This is a genomic window from Pseudomonas jinjuensis (assembly GCF_900103845.1).
In the GTDB taxonomy this organism is placed as follows: Bacteria; Pseudomonadota; Gammaproteobacteria; order Pseudomonadales; family Pseudomonadaceae; genus Pseudomonas; species Pseudomonas jinjuensis.
In genome coordinates this window covers 1-16331 of record NZ_FNIJ01000013.1, presented here as the reverse complement: position 1 = coordinate 16331, position 16331 = coordinate 1, and the positions used below count along the sequence as shown (strand labels likewise).

Below are 16331 nucleotides of genomic sequence, written 5' to 3'. Positions count from 1 at the left end.
GCCGCAGGCTTTATCCGCCGCCATCGTCACAACGGCGGATAACGCTGCGCGTTATTCGCCCTACGTCGAGATTGCAGCATGACTGACCTGAACATCGTCACCCTGGTCTCCATCGGCGCCCACCCGGCCTCCGGCCGCGCCCGTCGCGCCGAGCAGGACGCCCGCGCCGTGGAGCTCGGCCTGCGCCTCGCCGGCAAACGCCTGCAGGTGCTGCACGCCGGCAACCCGCAGGAAGAAGCCCTGCGCAGCTACCTCGGCATGGGCCTCGACGAGCTCGCCGTACTGGAACAGCCGGCCGGCGCCGATGCGCTGCCGGCGCTGGCGGAATATCTGGCTGGCGCCGGCGCGCAACTGGTGCTCACCGGCAGCCAGGCGGAAACCGGCGAAGGCTCCGGCATGCTGCCGTTCCTGCTGGCCGAGCGCCTCGGCTGGCCGCTGGTGGTCGGGCTGGCGGAAGTGGAGAAGGTCGAGAATGGCAGCGCCCAGGTCCTGCAGGCCCTGCCGCGCGGCCAGCGGCGCCGGCTCAAGGTGCGCCTGCCGTTCCTCGCCAGCGTCGACAACGCCGCCCCGGTGGCACGCCAGAGCGCCTTCGGCCCGGCCCGTCGCGGCTTCATCGAGGCCCATGAGGTGGAGATCGTCGACGACGCGCTGCTCGCCGAAAGCACCCTGCAACCGGCGCGCCCGCGGCCCAAGCGGCTCAAGGTGATCAAGGCCAAGACCGGCGCCGAACGCATGAAGGCCGCCACCGCCAAGGCCTCCGGCGGCACCGGCCAGGTCCTCAAGGACCTCACCCCGGAAGCCGGCGCCGAGGCGATCTTCAAGCTGCTGCGGGAAGAGGGTGTGATTCGCTGAGGGCAAAGCTTTCGCGGGCATGGCCCGCTACTACAGGGGCCGCACGGGGCATTTGTAGGAGCGGGCCACGCCCGCGATCCCCTGATCCGCCGAAATCACACGAGAAAAAATCCGTAAGCTATTGAATTGACAGCATGCATCCCGTCCGGATCGGGCCGCTTTTTCTGGCCGCCGGGGCCGCTTTTCTTTATCCTCCGCGCCGATTCCAACGGCTCCGGAGACCTTCCCCATGCTCGACGCCACCCTCGAACAGCTCGAACAACTGATCGGCGAACTGCTGCAGCAGAACCAGCAACTGACCGAAACCAACGCCCAGCTCAACCAGCAGCTGCTGGCCGCCCGCGAAGAGAACGACAGCCTGCAGCTGTCCCTGCTGGAGCAGGAAGAGAAGCACAGCGCCACCGCCGTGCGCCTGCAGAACCTGCTCCGCCGCGTCAGTGACGCCCGCGTCGGCGCATGAGCGATGCCTCGGTTCGCGTGCTGCGCATCCTCGGCCGCGAATACAACATCAAGGCGCCCGCCGGCGAAGAGCGGGTGCTGCAGGAAGCGGCCGCGCTGCTGCAGGCGGAGATCGCCGCCAGCAAGAGGAAGTTTCCCCACGTCACCGCCAGCGAGCTGATGGTGCTCTCGGCGCTCAACCTCTGCGCCCGGCACCTCGACGCCCGCAGCGACCCGCGCGGGCACCTGGACGGGGTCGAGGAACGCCTGGCCGCCCTCAACGAACGCATTCGCGAGCAGCTGGATTCGTAGCGCCCTGATCGTCCCCGCACTCCCGCGTCCGGGCGCTGCGGTGCGCTCTTCGTAGGAGCCAGCTTGCTGGCGATCATCCGTGCTCACCAGGCATGCCGGCATTGCCGGAAAACTTCGGATCGCGAGCAAGCTCGCTCCTACAGTCAGGCGAGGCGCCCTATGCGAGCACCTCGCTCCAGACCTCCATGCTCATCGTCTCGCTGCGCCCAGGGGCGATGCTGAGGATGTCGTCCATCACCCGCGCCGTCTCGATGCACAGCATCCGCTGCCAGGCGTCGTCGGGGAATTGCGAGAGGCGGGCGGCCTTGTCGATCCATGGGTTCCACAGCACCGCCGAGCGCGAGTGGCTGGCCTGGATGTGGATGCCGCGATTCCACTGCGGATCGCGAATCACCAGCGGCCTGTCGAGGCCGAGGTAGATACGATCGGTCTCGCCGGCGAAACGCACCACGCCGTGCTGCTGGCGCTCTTCCCAGTTCTCCAGCGTCTCGATGTAGCGCGCGCCCTGCAAGCCCTCGACGCTTACCTCGCGGATGTCGCTGACGGCGAAGTAGGTGTGCAGCGCCTGGCCGATCGCCAGCGGCTTGTCGCCGAGGTTGCGGGTGGTCAGTTCCAGCTTCAGGTGCTCGCCGAAGCGCATCGCCAGGCTCAGCTCGGCGGCATGCGGCCAGCCGGGCAGGCCGTGGTGGGCGTCGAGGCGGAAGTGCACGGTGAGTTCGCCCTGTTCGTCGGCGATGTCTTCCAGTTCCCAGTCGACGCCGCGCACCAGCCCGTGGGCCGGGCCGCTCTCGCCTTCGACCATGCCGCGCACTTCCACCGGGTTGCGCTCCAGGCCGCCGAACCACGGCCAGCACACCGGCACGCCGCCGCGCACGGACTGGCCGTGCTTGTACTCGGCGGTTTCGCTGAGCCAGACCAGCGGCTGCTGCTCGTGGGGCTGGTAGCTGAGCAGCTGCGCGCCCTGCTGGGCGATCAGCGCCTCGCCATGGGCGGTATGGATGCGCCAGCAGGGCAGCTCGTCGATGCGCACCTGCTCGACGCGGGGAGTCTGGATTTCGGTGCTCATGGCGGTCTCCGGGACAGCTTCTGGAAACCCTAAGTATCACCGATCTTTTCAATAGGGGCAGGGAAATGGCTGGAGCGCGCCTTACGTGTAGGAGCGAGCTTGCTCGCGATCCGGTGTTACCTCTGACGATGGGCTACCGGTCGAACCTGGATCGCCAGCAAGCTGGCTCCTACAGGAGTTGGCTCAGGAGGGGACAAACGAACGCAAATCCTCCAGCCGCCGCTTCTGCCGCCCTTGCTCGTCGAAGTTCTCCCCGCTCAACCACTCTTCGAACGCCCGCTGCCGCACCGGCCATTCGCTGTCGAGGATGGAGAACCACGCGCTGTCGCGATTCCTGTCCTTCACCACCATGTGCTGGCGGAACGTCCCCTCGTAGGTGAATCCGAGGCGCTCCGCCGCGCGCATCGAGCGGGTGTTGAGCGAATTGCACTTCCACTCCAGGCGCCGGTAGCCGAGGTCGAAGGCCCGCTTCGCCAGCAGGTAGACCGCCTCGGTGGAGCCCGGCGAGCGCTGCATCACGCGGCCGAAGGCGATGTGGCCGATCTCGATGCAGCCGTCCTTCGGCGTGATGCGCAGGAAGCTGAGCAGGCCGACGCAACGCTGCGAGGCCTTGTCGATCACCGCGAAGAACTGCGGATCGGCGCTCGCCGCGTTGCCGGCGATCCAGGCGTCGAACCCGGCGCGCTCGGGGAAGGGGCCGTAGGGCAGGTAGTCCCACAGCACGGGATCGGAGTCCGGCCCTTGCAGGGCGGTCCACAGGTCATCGCCGTGACGGGCAGGGTCGAGCGGTTCCAGATTCACGTAACGTCCGGAGATCGATTCCCGGGCGGGCATGGCGACAGGTTGCCAGTGCAGGGCGGTTTGTTCGGTCATGGCGGGTCTCCCGGTCATAGCAGCTTGCGGTACTGGACGAAGCCGGAACGCTGGGCGATGCGCTCGTAGAGCAGCATGGCGGTGGCGTTGGTCTCGTGGGTCAGCCAGTGCACCCGCGAGGCGCCGTGGGCCTGCGCCTGGGCGTAGACGTGCTCGATCAGCTTGCGGCCGACACCGCCGCCGCGCAGGCCCTTGGCGACGAACAGGTCCTGCAGGTAGCAGTAGTCGCCCTGGGTCCAGGTGGAGCGGTGGAAGACCCAGTGCACCAGGCCCACCGCCTGGCCGTCCTGCCAGGCCAGCGCGGCGTGCATCGGCTCGGCGGGGTCGAGGAAGCGCTGCCAGGTCACGGCGCTGGTCGCATCGTCGATCTCGGTGTTGTAGAAGCGCTGGTAGCCCTTCCACAGCTGCATCCAGACTTCGTGGTCGTCGGGGGTGAGGGGACGGATTTCGAGGGCGGACATGGCGGAACCTTCATTATTGTGAGGGATTCGGCAGCCTAGAACGGCCGCCTGAACTGCTGAAGATACAGTTTCGGATGAAAACTGTGGGTCACGATGGCGCCGGCTGTCGCGGCTGCTCCCGCCGCGCCCAGTACATCTGCCTGTGCCCGCGCGCCTGGTAGTCCCGCGCCAGCGCCTCGGCTTCCTCGCGGGTCAGGCCGCGGCGCATGACGAACTGGTTGCCGTTGTCGTCCAGGCGCAGCAGGCACCAGTCGCGCGGCTCGTTCATGGCACGACCCTCCGCATACGTTTGTCAGAAACCTTAGCCGCTCCCTTGCGGCCTTCGCCGAACTGCGCAAGATTTAATTAAACATATATTTAAATACTGCCATGAACGACGAACCGAAACGCACACCCGGCCGGCCGCTCGCCGATACCAGCGACCTGCGCCAGCGCCTGCTCGATACCGCGCTGGACAGCTTCGCCCACGCCGGCATCCGCGCCACCAGCCTGCGCGGCATCGCCCAGCGCTGCGGAGTGACGCCGGCGCTGCTGAACTACTACTTCGGCAACAAGGAGCGGCTGGTCGACGCCGTGGTGGAGGAGCGCCTGCTGCCGCTGATGCTCGGCATGGGCGAGCGCCTGGAGCAGGCCGGCGACGATCCGCGCGAGCTGGTCGCCGCCTTCGTCCGCGGCATGAGCGCCAGTATCCGCGCCAACCCCTGGCTGCCGCCGCTGTGGGTGCGCGAGATCCTCTGCGAAGGCGGCGTGCTGCGCGACCTGCTGACCACCCGCGTCGCGCCGCTGGTGCCGCTGCTGCTGGCCCGGCGCTTCGCCGAGGCGCAGGGGCAGGGGCGGCTGAACCCCGGCCTCGACCCGCGCCTGCTGGTGGTCTCGCTGATCGGCCTGACCCTGCTGCCCTACGCCTCCGCGCCGCTGTGGCGGAACATCTTCGACGCGCCGGAGATCGACGACGAGGCGATGATCCGCCACACCCTCAACCTGCTCGGCCAAGGCCTGGAGGTGCCCGATGCGCGCTGACCGATGGCTGCTCGCCGGACTGCTGCTGGCGCTGGTCGGCTGCGGCGGCAATGGCGATCCGGAACTGCTCGGCACCCTGGAATGGGACCGCGTCGGCATCCCCGCCGAAGCCTCGGAAACCATCCTGCGCTGGGACGTCGCCGAGGGCGACCAGGTGAAGGCCGGCCAGCTGCTGCTGGAACTCGACCCGCGCCGGCTGGACGCCCAGGTCGCCCAGGCCCGCGGCGAAGTGGCCCAGGCCCGCGCCCGTCTCGACGAACTGAGCAACGGCGCGCGCAGCGAGGATATCGACGCCGCCCGCGCCACCCTGGCGCGCAACCGCGCGGCCCAGGCCGAGGCCGAGCGCAACTTCCCGCGCATCGAGCAGATGTACCGCCGCGGCCTGGTCGCCATCGCCGAACTGGACCGCGCCCGCGCCACTCGCGACCAGGCGCGCAACGAGAGCCGCAACGCCGAGGCGCGCCTGCGCGAGCTGACCAACGGCACCCGTCCGGAGCAGATCGAGCAGGCCCGCGCCGTCCTCCAGGCCGCCGAGGCCAACCTTGCCCATCTGCAGGTCACCCGCCAGCACCTCAGCGTGCGCGCCCCGCGCGACGGCCGCGTCGATGCGCTGCCGTTCAGGCCCGGCGACCAGCCGCCGGAAGGCGCCGAGGTGGTCAGCCTGCTGGTGGGCGACGAGCCCTATGCGCGGCTGTTCATCCCGGCGTCGATCCGCGCCCGGGTGGATGTCGGCACGCGCCTGCGCATCCATGTCGAGGGCGTCGAGCAGCCGTTCGAGGCACGCCTGCGCAATATCCGCAGCGAATCCAGCTTCACCCCGTACTTCGCCCTCACCGGCGACGACGCCAGCCGCCTGGTCTATCGCGCCGAGGCGGTGCTGCAGGGCGACGCCGCGCGCCGGCTGCCCGCCGGGCTGCCGCTGACCGCCGAGCGCATCGACGATGAACGGCAATGATCTGGTCATCCAGGCGCGCGGGCTGACCAAGCGTTTCGGCCAGCTCACCGCGGTCGACCACCTCGACCTGCACGTCGGCCGCGCCGAGGTGTTCGGCTTCCTCGGCCCCAACGGCTGCGGCAAGTCCACCACCATCCGCATGCTCTGCGGCCTGCTGCGGCCCACCGAGGGCGAGATCGAGGTGCTCGGCTACCGGATCCCCAGGGACGCCGAGGCGCTGAAGCGGCGCATCGGCTACATGACGCAGAAATTCTCGCTCTACGAGGACCTCACGGTCGGCGAGAACCTGGACTTCCTCGCCAGCGTGCAGGGCCTGAAACGCAGCGACGCCCGCCAGCGCATCGGCGAGCTGCTGGAGCGCTACTGGCTCACGGACCGCCGCGACCAGCTGGCCGGCACCCTGAGCGGCGGGCAGAAGCAGCGCCTGGCGCTGGCCGGCGCGGTGCTGCACAAGCCCGACCTGCTGCTGCTCGACGAACCCACCAGCGCCGTGGACCCGCAGTCGCGCCGCGAATTCTGGGACTCGCTGTTCGAACTGGCCGACGCCGGCACCACCCTGCTGGTTTCCACCCACTACATGGACGAGGCCGAGCGCTGCACGCGGCTGGGCATCCTCGACGCCGGCCGGCTGGTGGCAGACGGCAGCCCGCGCGAGCTGATGGACGCACTGCCGGGCCGCCCGCTGCTGGTGGAATGCGAGCAGCCACGGCTGGCGCAGAAGGCGCTGGAAGGCCAGCCGGAAGTGATCGCCATGGCGCAGATCGGCGCTTCGCTGCGGGTGCTCAGCGCCGACCCGGACGCCGCCGCGGACATCCAGCGGCGGCTGCGCGGACAGGGCATCGAGGCGCGGGTGGAGAACGCCGATCCGAACCTGGAGGACGTCTTCGTCAGCGTCACCCAGCGGGCGAAGGAGGACGCATGAACCTGCGCCGGATGGCCGCCATCGTCCTCAAGGAACTGCGCCAGCTGCGTCGCGACCGCCTGACCTTCGCCATGATCGCCGGCATCCCGATCATGCAGCTGGTGCTGTTCGGCTACGCCATCAACCTCGACGTGCGCGGCCTCGACGCGGCCGTGCTGGACCAGGCCAACACCGCCAACTCGCGCGAGGCGGTGGCGGAGATCGCCTCCAGCCAGGTCATCTACCTGCGCTACCGGCTCTCGACGCCGCAGCAGGTCAACGAGATGCTCCGCGAGGGCAAGGTCAGCAGCGTGCTGGTGGTGCCGCCGGACTTCGAATCGCGCCTGCAGCGCAAGGACCCGGACCGCCCGCCGCTGCAGCTGGTGGTGGATGGCTCCGACCAGACCGTGCAGGCCGCCGCCCGCCAGCTCGCCGGCTATCCGCTGCCGGGCTGGGAAAAGCCCAGCAGCGTGTCGGTGGTCAACCTGTACAACCCGGAACGCCTGGCGCCGCTGAACACCGTGCCGGGGCTGGTCGGGGTGATCCTGACCATGACCATGGTGCTGTTCACCGCCATCGCCCTGGTCCGCGAACGCGAGCGCGGCAACATGGAAATGCTCATCACCACGCCGGTGTCGCCCTGGGAGCTGACCATCGGCAAGGTGCTGCCCTTCGTCGGCATCGGCCTGATCCAGGTGACGGTGATCCTGCTGGTCGGCCTGCTGCTGTTCGAGGTGCCGGTGCGCGGCTCGCTGCTGGAGCTGTACGTCGCCTCGCTGGTGTTCATCTTCGCCAGCCTGACCCTCGGCATCTTCCTTTCCACCTTCGCCGACAGCCAGTTTCAGGCCATGCAGATGGCCTTCTTCACCTTCCTGCCGCAGGTGCTGCTGTCCGGCTTCATGTTCCCCTACGCCGGCATGCCCAAGGTGGCGCAGTGGATCGCCGAGCTGCTGCCGCTCACCCACTTCCTGCGCCTGGCGCGGGGGATCATGCTGCGCAACGCCGGGCTGCTGGAGCTGTGGCCGGAACTGGCGGCGCTGGGGGCGTTCAGCGTGCTGATGATGGGGATCGCGGTCACGCGGGTGCACAAGCGGCTGGATTGAGGGTGACGCCCTACAAAAACAACCCAACAAAAAAGAAAGCCCGGCGCAACGGCCGGGCCAAAGAGGCGGCGCCACCCGGCGCCACCGGGGAGATCAGCCTTCCGCCGCCAGCCGCGCCGGCGCCGCCTGGGCGCTGCCGTGCAGCTGCTCGTAATCCGCGCGCATCGCCTTGTACAGGCCGAACATGAACAGGATCAGCACCGCCGAGAACGGCAGTCCCGCCAGCACCACCACGGTCTGCATGGCGGTGAAGTTGCCGGCGAACAGCAGGCCGATGGTCACCAGGGTGACGATCACCGACCAGAGGATGCGCAGCCAGTTCGGCGCGTCCTCGTCGAGGTCGCCGCCCTGGCGCGACAGGTTGGCGAGCATCACCGAGCCGGAATCCGCCGGGGTGAGGAACAGCACGAAGCCGACGAAGATCGACACGCCGATCACCACCTTGGCCAGCGGGTAATGCTCCAGCAGCAGGTAGATCGACATCGACGGCTGCTCCAGCGCGGCCTTGGCCAGGTCGGTGGCGTTGTGGTTCATCACCAGGTCCAGCGCGCTGTTGCCGAACACCGACAGCCAGGCCAGGGTGAAGCCCAGCGGGATCAGCAGCACGCCGCAGACCAGTTCGCGCACCGTGCGCCCTTTGGAAATGCGGGCGACGAACATGCCGACGAAGGGCGCCCAGGAGATCCACCACGCCCAGTAGAACAGGGTCCACAGGCCCAGCCATTCCTCGTTCTTGCCGGCGCCGCCGCCGGTGTACACGTAGAGGTCGAAGGTCTTCAGGATCAGGCCGTTGAGGTAGTCGCCGAGGTTCTGCACGAAGCCGTTGAGCAGCTCCAGGGTCGAGCCGCAGACCAGCACGAACAGCAGCAGTGAGCTGAACAGCACGATGTTCAGGTTGGACAGCCGGCGGATGCCCTTCTCGATGCCGGAAACGGCAGCCAGGGTCGCCACCAGGCTCATCACCAGCAGGACGATCAGCAGGGTGGTCTTCGAATGCTCCATGCCGGTCAGGTATTCCAGCCCGGACGACACCTGCAGCGCGCCGATCCCCAGGTTGGTGACCAGCCCGAGCAGGGTGACGAAGATGCCGAAGCAGTCCACCGCATGGCCCACCGCGCCCTTCACCCAGCGCTCGCCGAGCAGCGGGTAGAGCGCCGAGCGCAGCGCCAGCGGCTGGCGGTGGCGGTAGGCGAAGTAGCCGACGGCGAGGCCGACCAGCGCGTAGATCGCCCAGCCGTGCAGGCCCCAGTGGAGGAAGGTCAGCTGCAATGCCTGGCGGGCCGCCTGCGCGGTGCCCGGGGCGCCTTCCGGCGGATTGTAGAGGTGGTCGAGCGGCTCGGAGGCGGCGAAGTAGAGCAGCGAGATGCCGATCCCCGAGGAGAACAGCATGCCGGCCCAGGCGCCGTAGCTGAAGTCCGGCCTGTCGTGGTCGGCGCCGAGCCTGAGCGTGCCGAAGCGCGAGAAGGCGATCCACACCACGAAGAACAGGTAGGCCCCGATCGCCAGCATGTAGTACCAGCCGAAGCTGTGCGACAGCCACGCCTGGGTGCGGTTGAGCAGCGCGCCGGCGCTGTCCGGGAAGAGGATGAGTGCGGCGGTCAGAACCAGGATCAATGCGGTCGAGCCGAAGAACACGATCGGATTCAGACTGGCCTGCTCGTTTGTTTTTATTGGCGAAGCAGTCATTACAGGGGCACCCCGTGGCAGTGAACGCGTGTGGCGAAGAACGCCGCAAAGCATTGCCGCCGCGCACCTTGCGCCCGGATTCTGCGATCCTTGGCGGTTGGCGAGCGCGGTGATGAACGGTCCGGGCCGCTTGCACGCAAGGCTCGGAGTGTTCATGGAAGCGCAGCTTAATCTTGGTTGATTGAACGTTCAATAAAAACAAAATAGACTGGCCCAACATGACGCCGGACGGTCGGGTACACCCGCGTCCCGCGAAAGGAGATACGAGAAATGCCTAAGGTCGGTATGCAGCCCATACGCCGCTCGCAACTGATCCACGCCACTCTGGAGGCGGTGGACCAGGTCGGCATGGGCGACGCCAGCATCGCCCTGATCGCCCGTCTGGCGGGGGTTTCCAACGGCATCATCAGCCACTACTTCCAGGACAAGAACGGTCTCCTGGAAGCGACCATGCGCCACCTGATGGCGGCGCTGAGCAAGGCCGTGGGCGAACGCCGCGCGGCCATGCGCGACGACGATCCGCGCTCGCACCTGCGGGCGATCATCGAAGGCAACTTCGATTCGAGCCAGGTGAACGGCCCGGCGATGAAGACCTGGCTGGCGTTCTGGGCGAGCAGCATGCACCAGCCGCAGCTGCGCCGCCTGCAGCGGATCAACGACCACCGCCTGTATTCCAACCTGTGCTGCCAGTTCCGCCGGGAGCTGCCGCTCGCCGAGGCGCGCGCCGCCGCCCGCGGCCTGGCCGCGCTGATCGACGGCCTATGGCTGCGCGGCGCGCTGTCCGGGGACGGCTTCGACACCGAGCAGGCGCTGGGAATCGCCTACGACTACCTCGATCAACAACTGGCCAAGCGCACGGGATAGCCCGGCGCAGCCTTGCGTAAACAAAGCCAATAAGAGAGGACAACATCACCATGGCCCGATTCGACGTACAGCGGCTCTACATCGGCGGTCGTTATGTGGAAGCCAGCAGTGGCGCCACCTTCGAGAGCATCAACCCGGCCACTGGTGAGGTCCTCGCCGAGGTGCAGCGCGCCTCGAAGGACGACGTCGAGCGCGCCGTCGCCAGCGCCGTGGAAGGCCAGAAGGTGTGGGCGGCGATGACCGCCATGCAGCGTTCGCGCATCCTCCGCCGCGCGGTGGAAATCCTCCGCGAGCGCAACGACGAACTGGCCGAGCTGGAAACCCTCGACACCGGCAAGCCGCTGGCCGAGACCCGCAACGTCGACATCGTCACCGGTGCCGACGTGCTGGAGTACTACGCGGGCCTGATCCCGGCCATCGAAGGCGAGCAGATCCCGCTGCGCGAGACCAGCTTCGTCTACACCCGCCGCGAGCCGCTGGGCGTGGTCGCTGGCATCGGCGCGTGGAACTACCCGGTGCAGATCGCCCTGTGGAAGTCCGCCCCGGCGCTGGCCGCCGGCAACGCGATGATCTTCAAGCCCAGCGAAGTCACTCCGCTGAGCGTGCTGAAGCTGGCGGAAATCTACACCGAGGCCGGCGTGCCGGACGGCGTGTTCAACGTCCTCACCGGCAGCGGCCGCGAAGTCGGCCAGTGGCTGACCGAGCACCCGCAGATCGAGAAGATCTCCTTCACCGGCGGCACCTCCACCGGCAAGAAGGTCATGGCCAGCGCCTCCAGCTCGTCGCTGAAGGAAGTGACCATGGAGCTGGGCGGCAAGTCGCCGCTGATCATCTTCGAAGACGCCAACCTCGACCGCGCCGCCGACATCGCCGTCATGGCCAACTTCTTCAGCTCCGGCCAGGTCTGCACCAACGGCACCCGCGTGTTCATCCCGCGTTCGCTGCAGGCGCGCTTCGAGGCCAAGGTGCTGGAGCGCGTGAAGCGCATCCGCATCGGCAGCCCGCAGGACGAGAAGACCAACTTCGGCCCGCTGACCAGCTTCGCGCACATGGACAGCGTGCTGCGCTACATCGAACTGGGCAAGGAAGAGAAGGCCCGCCTGCTGTGCGGCGGCGAGCGCCTGACCCAGGGCGAATTCGCCAGCGGCGCCTACGTCGCGCCCACCGTGTTCACCGACTGCCGCGACGACATGACCATCGTCCGCGAGGAAATCTTCGGCCCGGTGATGAGCATCCTGGTCTACGACAGCGAGGATGAAGTCATCCGCCGCGCCAACGACACCGAATACGGCCTCGCCGCCGGCGTCGTCACCCAGGACCTGGCCCGCGCGCACCGCGTCATCCACCGCCTCGAGGCCGGCATCTGCTGGATCAACACCTGGGGCGAGTCGCCGGCGGAGATGCCGGTGGGCGGCTACAAGCAATCCGGCGTCGGCCGCGAGAACGGCCTGACCACCCTGGCTCACTACACGCGGATCAAGTCCGTGCAGGTGGAGCTGGGCGACTACGCCTCGGTGTTTTGACCTGACCTGACCCGGCCGGTCGCAGGCCCCACTCCCTGCCACCGGCCAAACCCGACTTCCAGACACCGGCGCGCACGCGTCGCGGGCGGTGTCATGCCTACAAAAAGAGGAAGGCCCGCATGTCCCAGGAATTCGACTACATCATCATCGGCGCCGGCTCGGCCGGTAACGTGCTCGCCACCCGCCTGACCGAGGACGCCGACGTCAGCGTGCTGCTGCTGGAAGCCGGCGGCCCGGACTACCGCGCCGACTTCCGCACCCAGATGCCGGCGGCGCTGGCGTTCCCGTTGCAGGGCCGGCGCTACAACTGGGCCTACCTGACCGATCCCGAGCCGCACATGAACAACCGCCGCATGGAGTGCGGGCGCGGCAAGGGCCTGGGCGGTTCCTCGCTGATCAACGGCATGTGCTACATCCGCGGCAACGCCATGGACTTCGATGGCTGGGCGCAGAACAAGGGGCTGGAAGACTGGACGTATCTCGACTGCCTGCCGTACTTCCGCAAGGCCGAGACCCGCGACACCGGGCCGAACGATTTCCACGGCGGCGACGGCCCGGTCAGCGTGACCACGCCCAAGGCCGGCAACAACCCGCTGTTCCATGCCATGGTCGAGGCGGGCGTGCAGGCCGGCTTCCCGCGCACCGAGGATCTCAACGGCTACCAGCAGGAAGGCTTCGGTCCGATGGATCGCACCGTCACCCCGCAGGGGCGCCGTGCAAGCACTGCGCGCGGCTACCTGGACCAGGCCCGCGAGCGGCCGAACCTGACCATCGTCACCCACGCGCTGACCGACCGCATCCTCTTCGACGGCAAGCGCGCCATCGGGGCGACCTATCTGCAGGGCAACGACAACGCGCTGAAGGAAGTGCGTGCGCGCCGCGAGGTGCTGGTGTGCTCCGGCGCCATCGCCTCGCCGCAACTGCTGCAGCGTTCCGGCGTCGGCCCGGCGCCGCTGCTGCGCGATCTCGGCGTGCCGGTGGTGCACAACCTGCCGGGCGTCGGCCAGAACCTCCAGGACCACCTGGAGATGTACCTGCAGTACGCCTGCAAGCAGCCGGTCTCGCTGTACCCGGCGCTGCAGTGGTGGAACCAGCCGCAGATCGGCGCGGAGTGGATGTTCAAGGGCACCGGCCTCGGCGCCAGCAACCAGTTCGAGGCCGGTGGCTTCATCCGCACCCGGCCGGAATTCGAGTGGCCGAACATCCAGTACCACTTCTTGCCGGTGGCGATTAACTACAACGGCAGCAACGCGGTGAAGGAGCACGGCTTCCAGGCCCACGTCGGCTCGATGCGCTCGCCCAGCCGCGGCCGTATCCACCTGACTTCCCGCGATCCGCGCAAGCACCCGAGCATCCTGTTCAACTACATGTCGTGCGAGCAGGACTGGCAGGAATTCCGCGACGGCATCCGCATCACCCGCGAGATCATGGCCCAGCCGGCACTCGATCCCTATCGCGGCCGCGAACTCAGCCCTGGCATCGACAGGAAGACCGATGCCGAGCTGGACGCCTTCGTCCGCGAACATGCGGAAACCGCCTTCCACCCGTCCTGCTCGTGCAAGATGGGCGAGGACGACATGGCGGTGGTCGATGGACAGGGCCGCGTGCACGGCATCGAGGGGCTACGGGTGGTGGATGCGTCGATCATGCCGCTGATCATCACCGGCAACCTCAACGCCACCACCATCATGATGGCCGAGAAGATCGCCGACAAAATCCGCGGTCGCCAACCGCTGCCGCGCAGCACCGCCGAGTACTACAAGGCCAACGGCGCCCCGGTACGCGGCAAGCCGCTGCGGGCGGTGTGATGGCGTAGGAGCGAGGGGGACGGACGCCTAGTTCTTGCTCGCGAACTCCTACCGGCAAAACGCCGTGCTCGAGCCCTCGCTCCATACAGCCCCCTCTCCCTCTGGGAGAGGGCCGGAGTGAGGGCGCTTTCTAATACGGGCTGAAACTCAACCCCGCCGCGGCGGCACCGGCCGGGTCCGCCCGCTGCCATCGATGGCCACGAACACGAACTGCGCCTCGGTCACCTTGCGCCACTCGCTGGACAGCGGATCGTCGCTCCACACCTCGACCAGCATGCGGATCGAGCTGCGGCCGATTTCCATCGTCTGCGTATAGAAGGAAAGCTGCGCGCCGACCGCGACCGGCACCAGGAAGGCCATGCGGTCGACGGCCACGGTAGCCACGCGGCCGCCGGCGATGCGGCTCGCCATGGCGGTGCCGGCGAGGTCCATCTGGGAAACCAGCCAACCGCCGTAGATGTCGCCGAAGCCATTGGTCTCGCGGGGCAGTGCGGTGATCTGCAATGCCAGGTCGCCCTGCGGGATGGGGTCTTCTTGTTCGAGCTCGATCATGGTCAAGGGCCTCTCGCCCTGGAAAACATCTTGGAAAGGAAGTTGAGGAAAAACTCTCCCAAGACGCCGGCCGCTGCAATGCCTTGGGACAGCTTTCTGATCGGCATGGGCATTATATAGAGGTGCGCTCCCCGCGACGACCGCAGCGTTGCCCTGCGCGGCCAGCTGTGTCGGCATTGTGCAATTTGCTATGGTGCGGCAGCGGCGGCCATCGAGGGTGGCCGTCCCCAACAAGAACAGTCTGTCGAGAAATCCCGCCATGCCTTCCGCGAATGCACCCGCTGCGCCCGTATCGCGCCCGCTGACCCGCAGCGACTACAAGACCCTGTCGCTCTCCGCCCTGGGCGGTGCCCTCGAGTTCTACGACTTCATCATCTTCGTGTTCTTCGCGACGGTGGTGGGCAAGCTGTTCTTCCCCGCCGACATGCCGGAATGGCTGCGCCAGCTGCAGACCTTCGGCCTCTTCGCCGCGGGTTACCTGGCGCGCCCGCTGGGCGGCATCGTCATGGCGCACTTCGGCGACCTGCTCGGCCGCAAGAAGATGTTCACCCTGAGCATCTTCCTGATGGCGGTGCCGACCCTGATCATGGGCCTGCTGCCGACCTACGCGCAGATCGGCATCTGGGCACCGCTGGCGCTGCTGGTGCTGCGCATCATCCAGGGCGCCGCCATCGGCGGTGAAGTGCCCGGCGCCTGGGTGTTCGTCGCCGAGCACGTTCCGCATCGGCACGTGGGCTACGCCTGCGGCACCCTGACGTCCGGCCTCACCGCCGGCATCCTCATCGGCTCGCTGGTGGCGACGCTGATCAACAGCGTCTACAGCGTGGAAGAAGTCCACGACTACGCCTGGCGGATTCCCTTCCTGCTGGGTGGCGTGTTCGGCCTGTTCTCCGTCTACCTGCGCCGCTGGCTGCACGAGACCCCGGTGTTCGCCGAGCTGCAGCTGCGCAAGGCGCTGGCCGACGAGGTGCCGCTGGGCGTGGTGCTGCGCGAGCATCGTCCGGCCATCGTGCTGTCCATGCTGCTGACCTGGGTGCTCTCCGCCGCGATCGTCGTGGTCATCCTGATGACTCCAGCAGTGCTGCAGAGCGTATATGGCTTCGACGCGGCGACCGCGCTGAAGGCCAACAGCCTGGCTATCGTCTTCCTCACGGGCGGCTGCATTCTCGCCGGAGTGCTGATCGACCGCTTCGGCTCCGGCCGCACCTTCGTCGTCGGCGGTCTGTTGCTGGCGGTGATGTCCTGGACTTTCTACAGCAGTCTCAAGGCGCATCCGGACTGGCTGTTCCCGCTCTACGCACTGGCCGGCCTGAGCGTCGGTATCGTCGGCGCGGTGCCCTATGTCATGGTGAACGCCTTCCCGCCGGTGGTGCGCTTCAGCGGCCTGTCCTTCTCCTACAACCTGGCCTACGCCATCTTTGGCGGCCTGACCCCCATGGTGGTTTCCCTGCTGATGAAGGAAGACCCGCTTGGTCCGGCCTATTACGTACTGGCCCTGGCTGTCGTTGGCCTGCTGATCGGCGTCTATCTGCTGCGCTGTGAACGTCGCGCGGTAGTGCAGGGCATGGCCACCAACTGACCGCTCAGGCAGTTTTAGAAAGTATTTTCAAAAAAGCCGTTGACGGGAATTTCCAGGTCCCTATAATGCGCCCCACTCCAGTCGACGACGCCGACGAAGTTCTTGAAAATCAAGCACTTAAGCTTGGTGAGGTGGTTGGAGTGGTGGTTGGCGACGATCATCGAGGTGCTTGACAGCGAAACTGATCGCTGTAGAATGCGCCTCCCGCTGATGCGAAGGTCTCGACCTTCACGGAAGCGCAAGCGATTGAGTAGAAACGAAAATTTCGAAAATAACGCTTGACGGAAAGAGAGGTTAGCGTAGAATGCGCGCCTCGGTTGAAGCGAAGGCCTCAACCA

The 16331-nt window shown here is 67.4% G+C and carries 18 protein-coding genes; 11 read left to right on the top strand and 7 right to left on the bottom strand.

Annotated features, from left to right (window positions below; all coding sequences use genetic code 11):
- The first annotated feature begins 78 nt into the window (after nt 1-78).
- The 3 genes from etfB (at nt 79) to BLR75_RS18095 (ending at nt 1602) form a co-directional block, all read left to right on the top strand.
- Nucleotides 79-852, top strand: a complete 774-nt coding sequence (gene etfB, locus BLR75_RS18105; protein ID WP_084312078.1) for an electron transfer flavoprotein subunit beta — start codon at nt 79-81, stop codon at nt 850-852.
- A gap of 229 nt (nt 853-1081) precedes the next feature.
- Complete coding sequence (locus BLR75_RS18100; RefSeq protein WP_084312079.1) at nt 1082-1312, top strand: hypothetical protein; 231 nt, start codon at nt 1082-1084, stop codon at nt 1310-1312.
- Nucleotides 1309-1602: a cell division protein ZapA gene (locus BLR75_RS18095; RefSeq protein ID WP_084312080.1), complete on the top strand. Its 294-nt coding sequence runs from the start codon at nt 1309-1311 to the stop codon at nt 1600-1602. The genes BLR75_RS18100 and BLR75_RS18095 overlap by 4 nt, the downstream gene beginning before the upstream one ends.
- 157 nt (nt 1603-1759) lie before the next feature.
- Here BLR75_RS18095 and BLR75_RS18090 read toward each other — a convergent pair whose 3' ends face one another.
- The 4 genes from BLR75_RS18090 to BLR75_RS18075 form a co-directional block, all read right to left on the bottom strand.
- Nucleotides 1760-2668 carry a D-hexose-6-phosphate mutarotase gene (locus BLR75_RS18090; protein WP_084312081.1) on the bottom strand — a complete coding sequence of 303 codons (909 nt, stop codon included), beginning with the start codon at nt 2666-2668 and terminating at the stop codon, nt 1760-1762.
- Between the two features lie 183 nt (nt 2669-2851).
- Nucleotides 2852-3541, bottom strand: coding sequence for a GNAT family N-acetyltransferase (locus tag BLR75_RS18085; RefSeq protein ID WP_084312082.1), 690 nt, complete (start codon nt 3539-3541; stop codon nt 2852-2854).
- Nucleotides 3542-3555: 14 nt separating this feature from the next.
- A complete protein-coding gene (locus BLR75_RS18080) occupies nt 3556-4002 on the bottom strand; it encodes a GNAT family N-acetyltransferase (RefSeq protein WP_084312083.1) in 447 nt (148 codons plus the stop codon).
- 88 nt (nt 4003-4090) lie between these two features.
- A complete protein-coding gene (locus BLR75_RS18075; RefSeq protein ID WP_084312085.1) occupies nt 4091-4270 on the bottom strand; it encodes a hypothetical protein in 180 nt (59 codons plus the stop codon).
- A 101-nt stretch (nt 4271-4371) separates the two neighbouring features.
- Between BLR75_RS18075 and BLR75_RS18070 the strand changes: the two genes are divergently transcribed.
- From BLR75_RS18070 to BLR75_RS18055, 4 genes are read left to right on the top strand one after another with little or no spacing between them, the layout of a single operon-like run.
- Complete coding sequence (locus BLR75_RS18070) at nt 4372-5022, top strand: TetR/AcrR family transcriptional regulator (protein ID WP_084312087.1); 651 nt, start codon at nt 4372-4374, stop codon at nt 5020-5022.
- Nucleotides 5012-5977 carry an HlyD family secretion protein gene (locus tag BLR75_RS18065; RefSeq protein WP_084312089.1) on the top strand — a complete coding sequence of 322 codons (966 nt, stop codon included), beginning with the start codon at nt 5012-5014 and terminating at the stop codon, nt 5975-5977. The genes BLR75_RS18070 and BLR75_RS18065 overlap by 11 nt, the downstream gene beginning before the upstream one ends.
- Complete coding sequence (locus BLR75_RS18060) at nt 5964-6899, top strand: ABC transporter ATP-binding protein (RefSeq protein ID WP_174688569.1); 936 nt, start codon at nt 5964-5966, stop codon at nt 6897-6899. Before BLR75_RS18065 ends, BLR75_RS18060 begins: the two co-directional genes overlap by 14 nt.
- Nucleotides 6896-7981, top strand: a complete 1086-nt coding sequence (locus tag BLR75_RS18055) for an ABC transporter permease (protein WP_084312091.1) — start codon at nt 6896-6898, stop codon at nt 7979-7981. The genes BLR75_RS18060 and BLR75_RS18055 overlap by 4 nt, the downstream gene beginning before the upstream one ends.
- Nucleotides 7982-8074: 93 nt before the next feature.
- Here the strand turns inward: BLR75_RS18055 and BLR75_RS18050 are convergent, their stop codons facing one another.
- On the bottom strand, nt 8075-9616 hold the full coding sequence (locus BLR75_RS18050) for a BCCT family transporter (protein ID WP_084312093.1): 1542 nt from the start codon (nt 9614-9616) through the stop codon (nt 8075-8077).
- Nucleotides 9617-9937: 321 nt separating this feature from the next.
- Between BLR75_RS18050 and betI the strand changes: the two genes are divergently transcribed.
- From betI to betA, 3 genes are all read left to right on the top strand, one after another.
- On the top strand, nt 9938-10531 hold the full coding sequence (gene betI / locus BLR75_RS18045) for a transcriptional regulator BetI (protein WP_084312094.1): 594 nt from the start codon (nt 9938-9940) through the stop codon (nt 10529-10531).
- Between the two features lie 50 nt (nt 10532-10581).
- Nucleotides 10582-12054: a betaine-aldehyde dehydrogenase gene (betB, locus tag BLR75_RS18040; RefSeq protein ID WP_084312096.1), complete on the top strand. Its 1473-nt coding sequence runs from the start codon at nt 10582-10584 to the stop codon at nt 12052-12054.
- Nucleotides 12055-12173: 119 nt separating this feature from the next.
- Nucleotides 12174-13862, top strand: a complete 1689-nt coding sequence (betA, locus tag BLR75_RS18035; protein WP_084312098.1) for a choline dehydrogenase — start codon at nt 12174-12176, stop codon at nt 13860-13862.
- 147 nt (nt 13863-14009) lie between these two features.
- Here betA and BLR75_RS18030 read toward each other — a convergent pair whose 3' ends face one another.
- A complete protein-coding gene (locus BLR75_RS18030; protein WP_084312100.1) occupies nt 14010-14414 on the bottom strand; it encodes an acyl-CoA thioesterase in 405 nt (134 codons plus the stop codon).
- A gap of 259 nt (nt 14415-14673) precedes the next feature.
- On the opposite strand from BLR75_RS18030, the gene BLR75_RS18025 reads away from it, so the two are divergent.
- On the top strand, nt 14674-15993 hold the full coding sequence (locus BLR75_RS18025; RefSeq protein ID WP_084312102.1) for an MFS transporter: 1320 nt from the start codon (nt 14674-14676) through the stop codon (nt 15991-15993).
- Nucleotides 15994-16007: 14 nt separating this feature from the next.
- On the opposite strand, the gene BLR75_RS26885 is transcribed toward BLR75_RS18025, so the two are convergent.
- On the bottom strand, nt 16008-16331 hold a 324-nt coding region (locus tag BLR75_RS26885; protein WP_217633621.1), incomplete at its 5' end, for a hypothetical protein.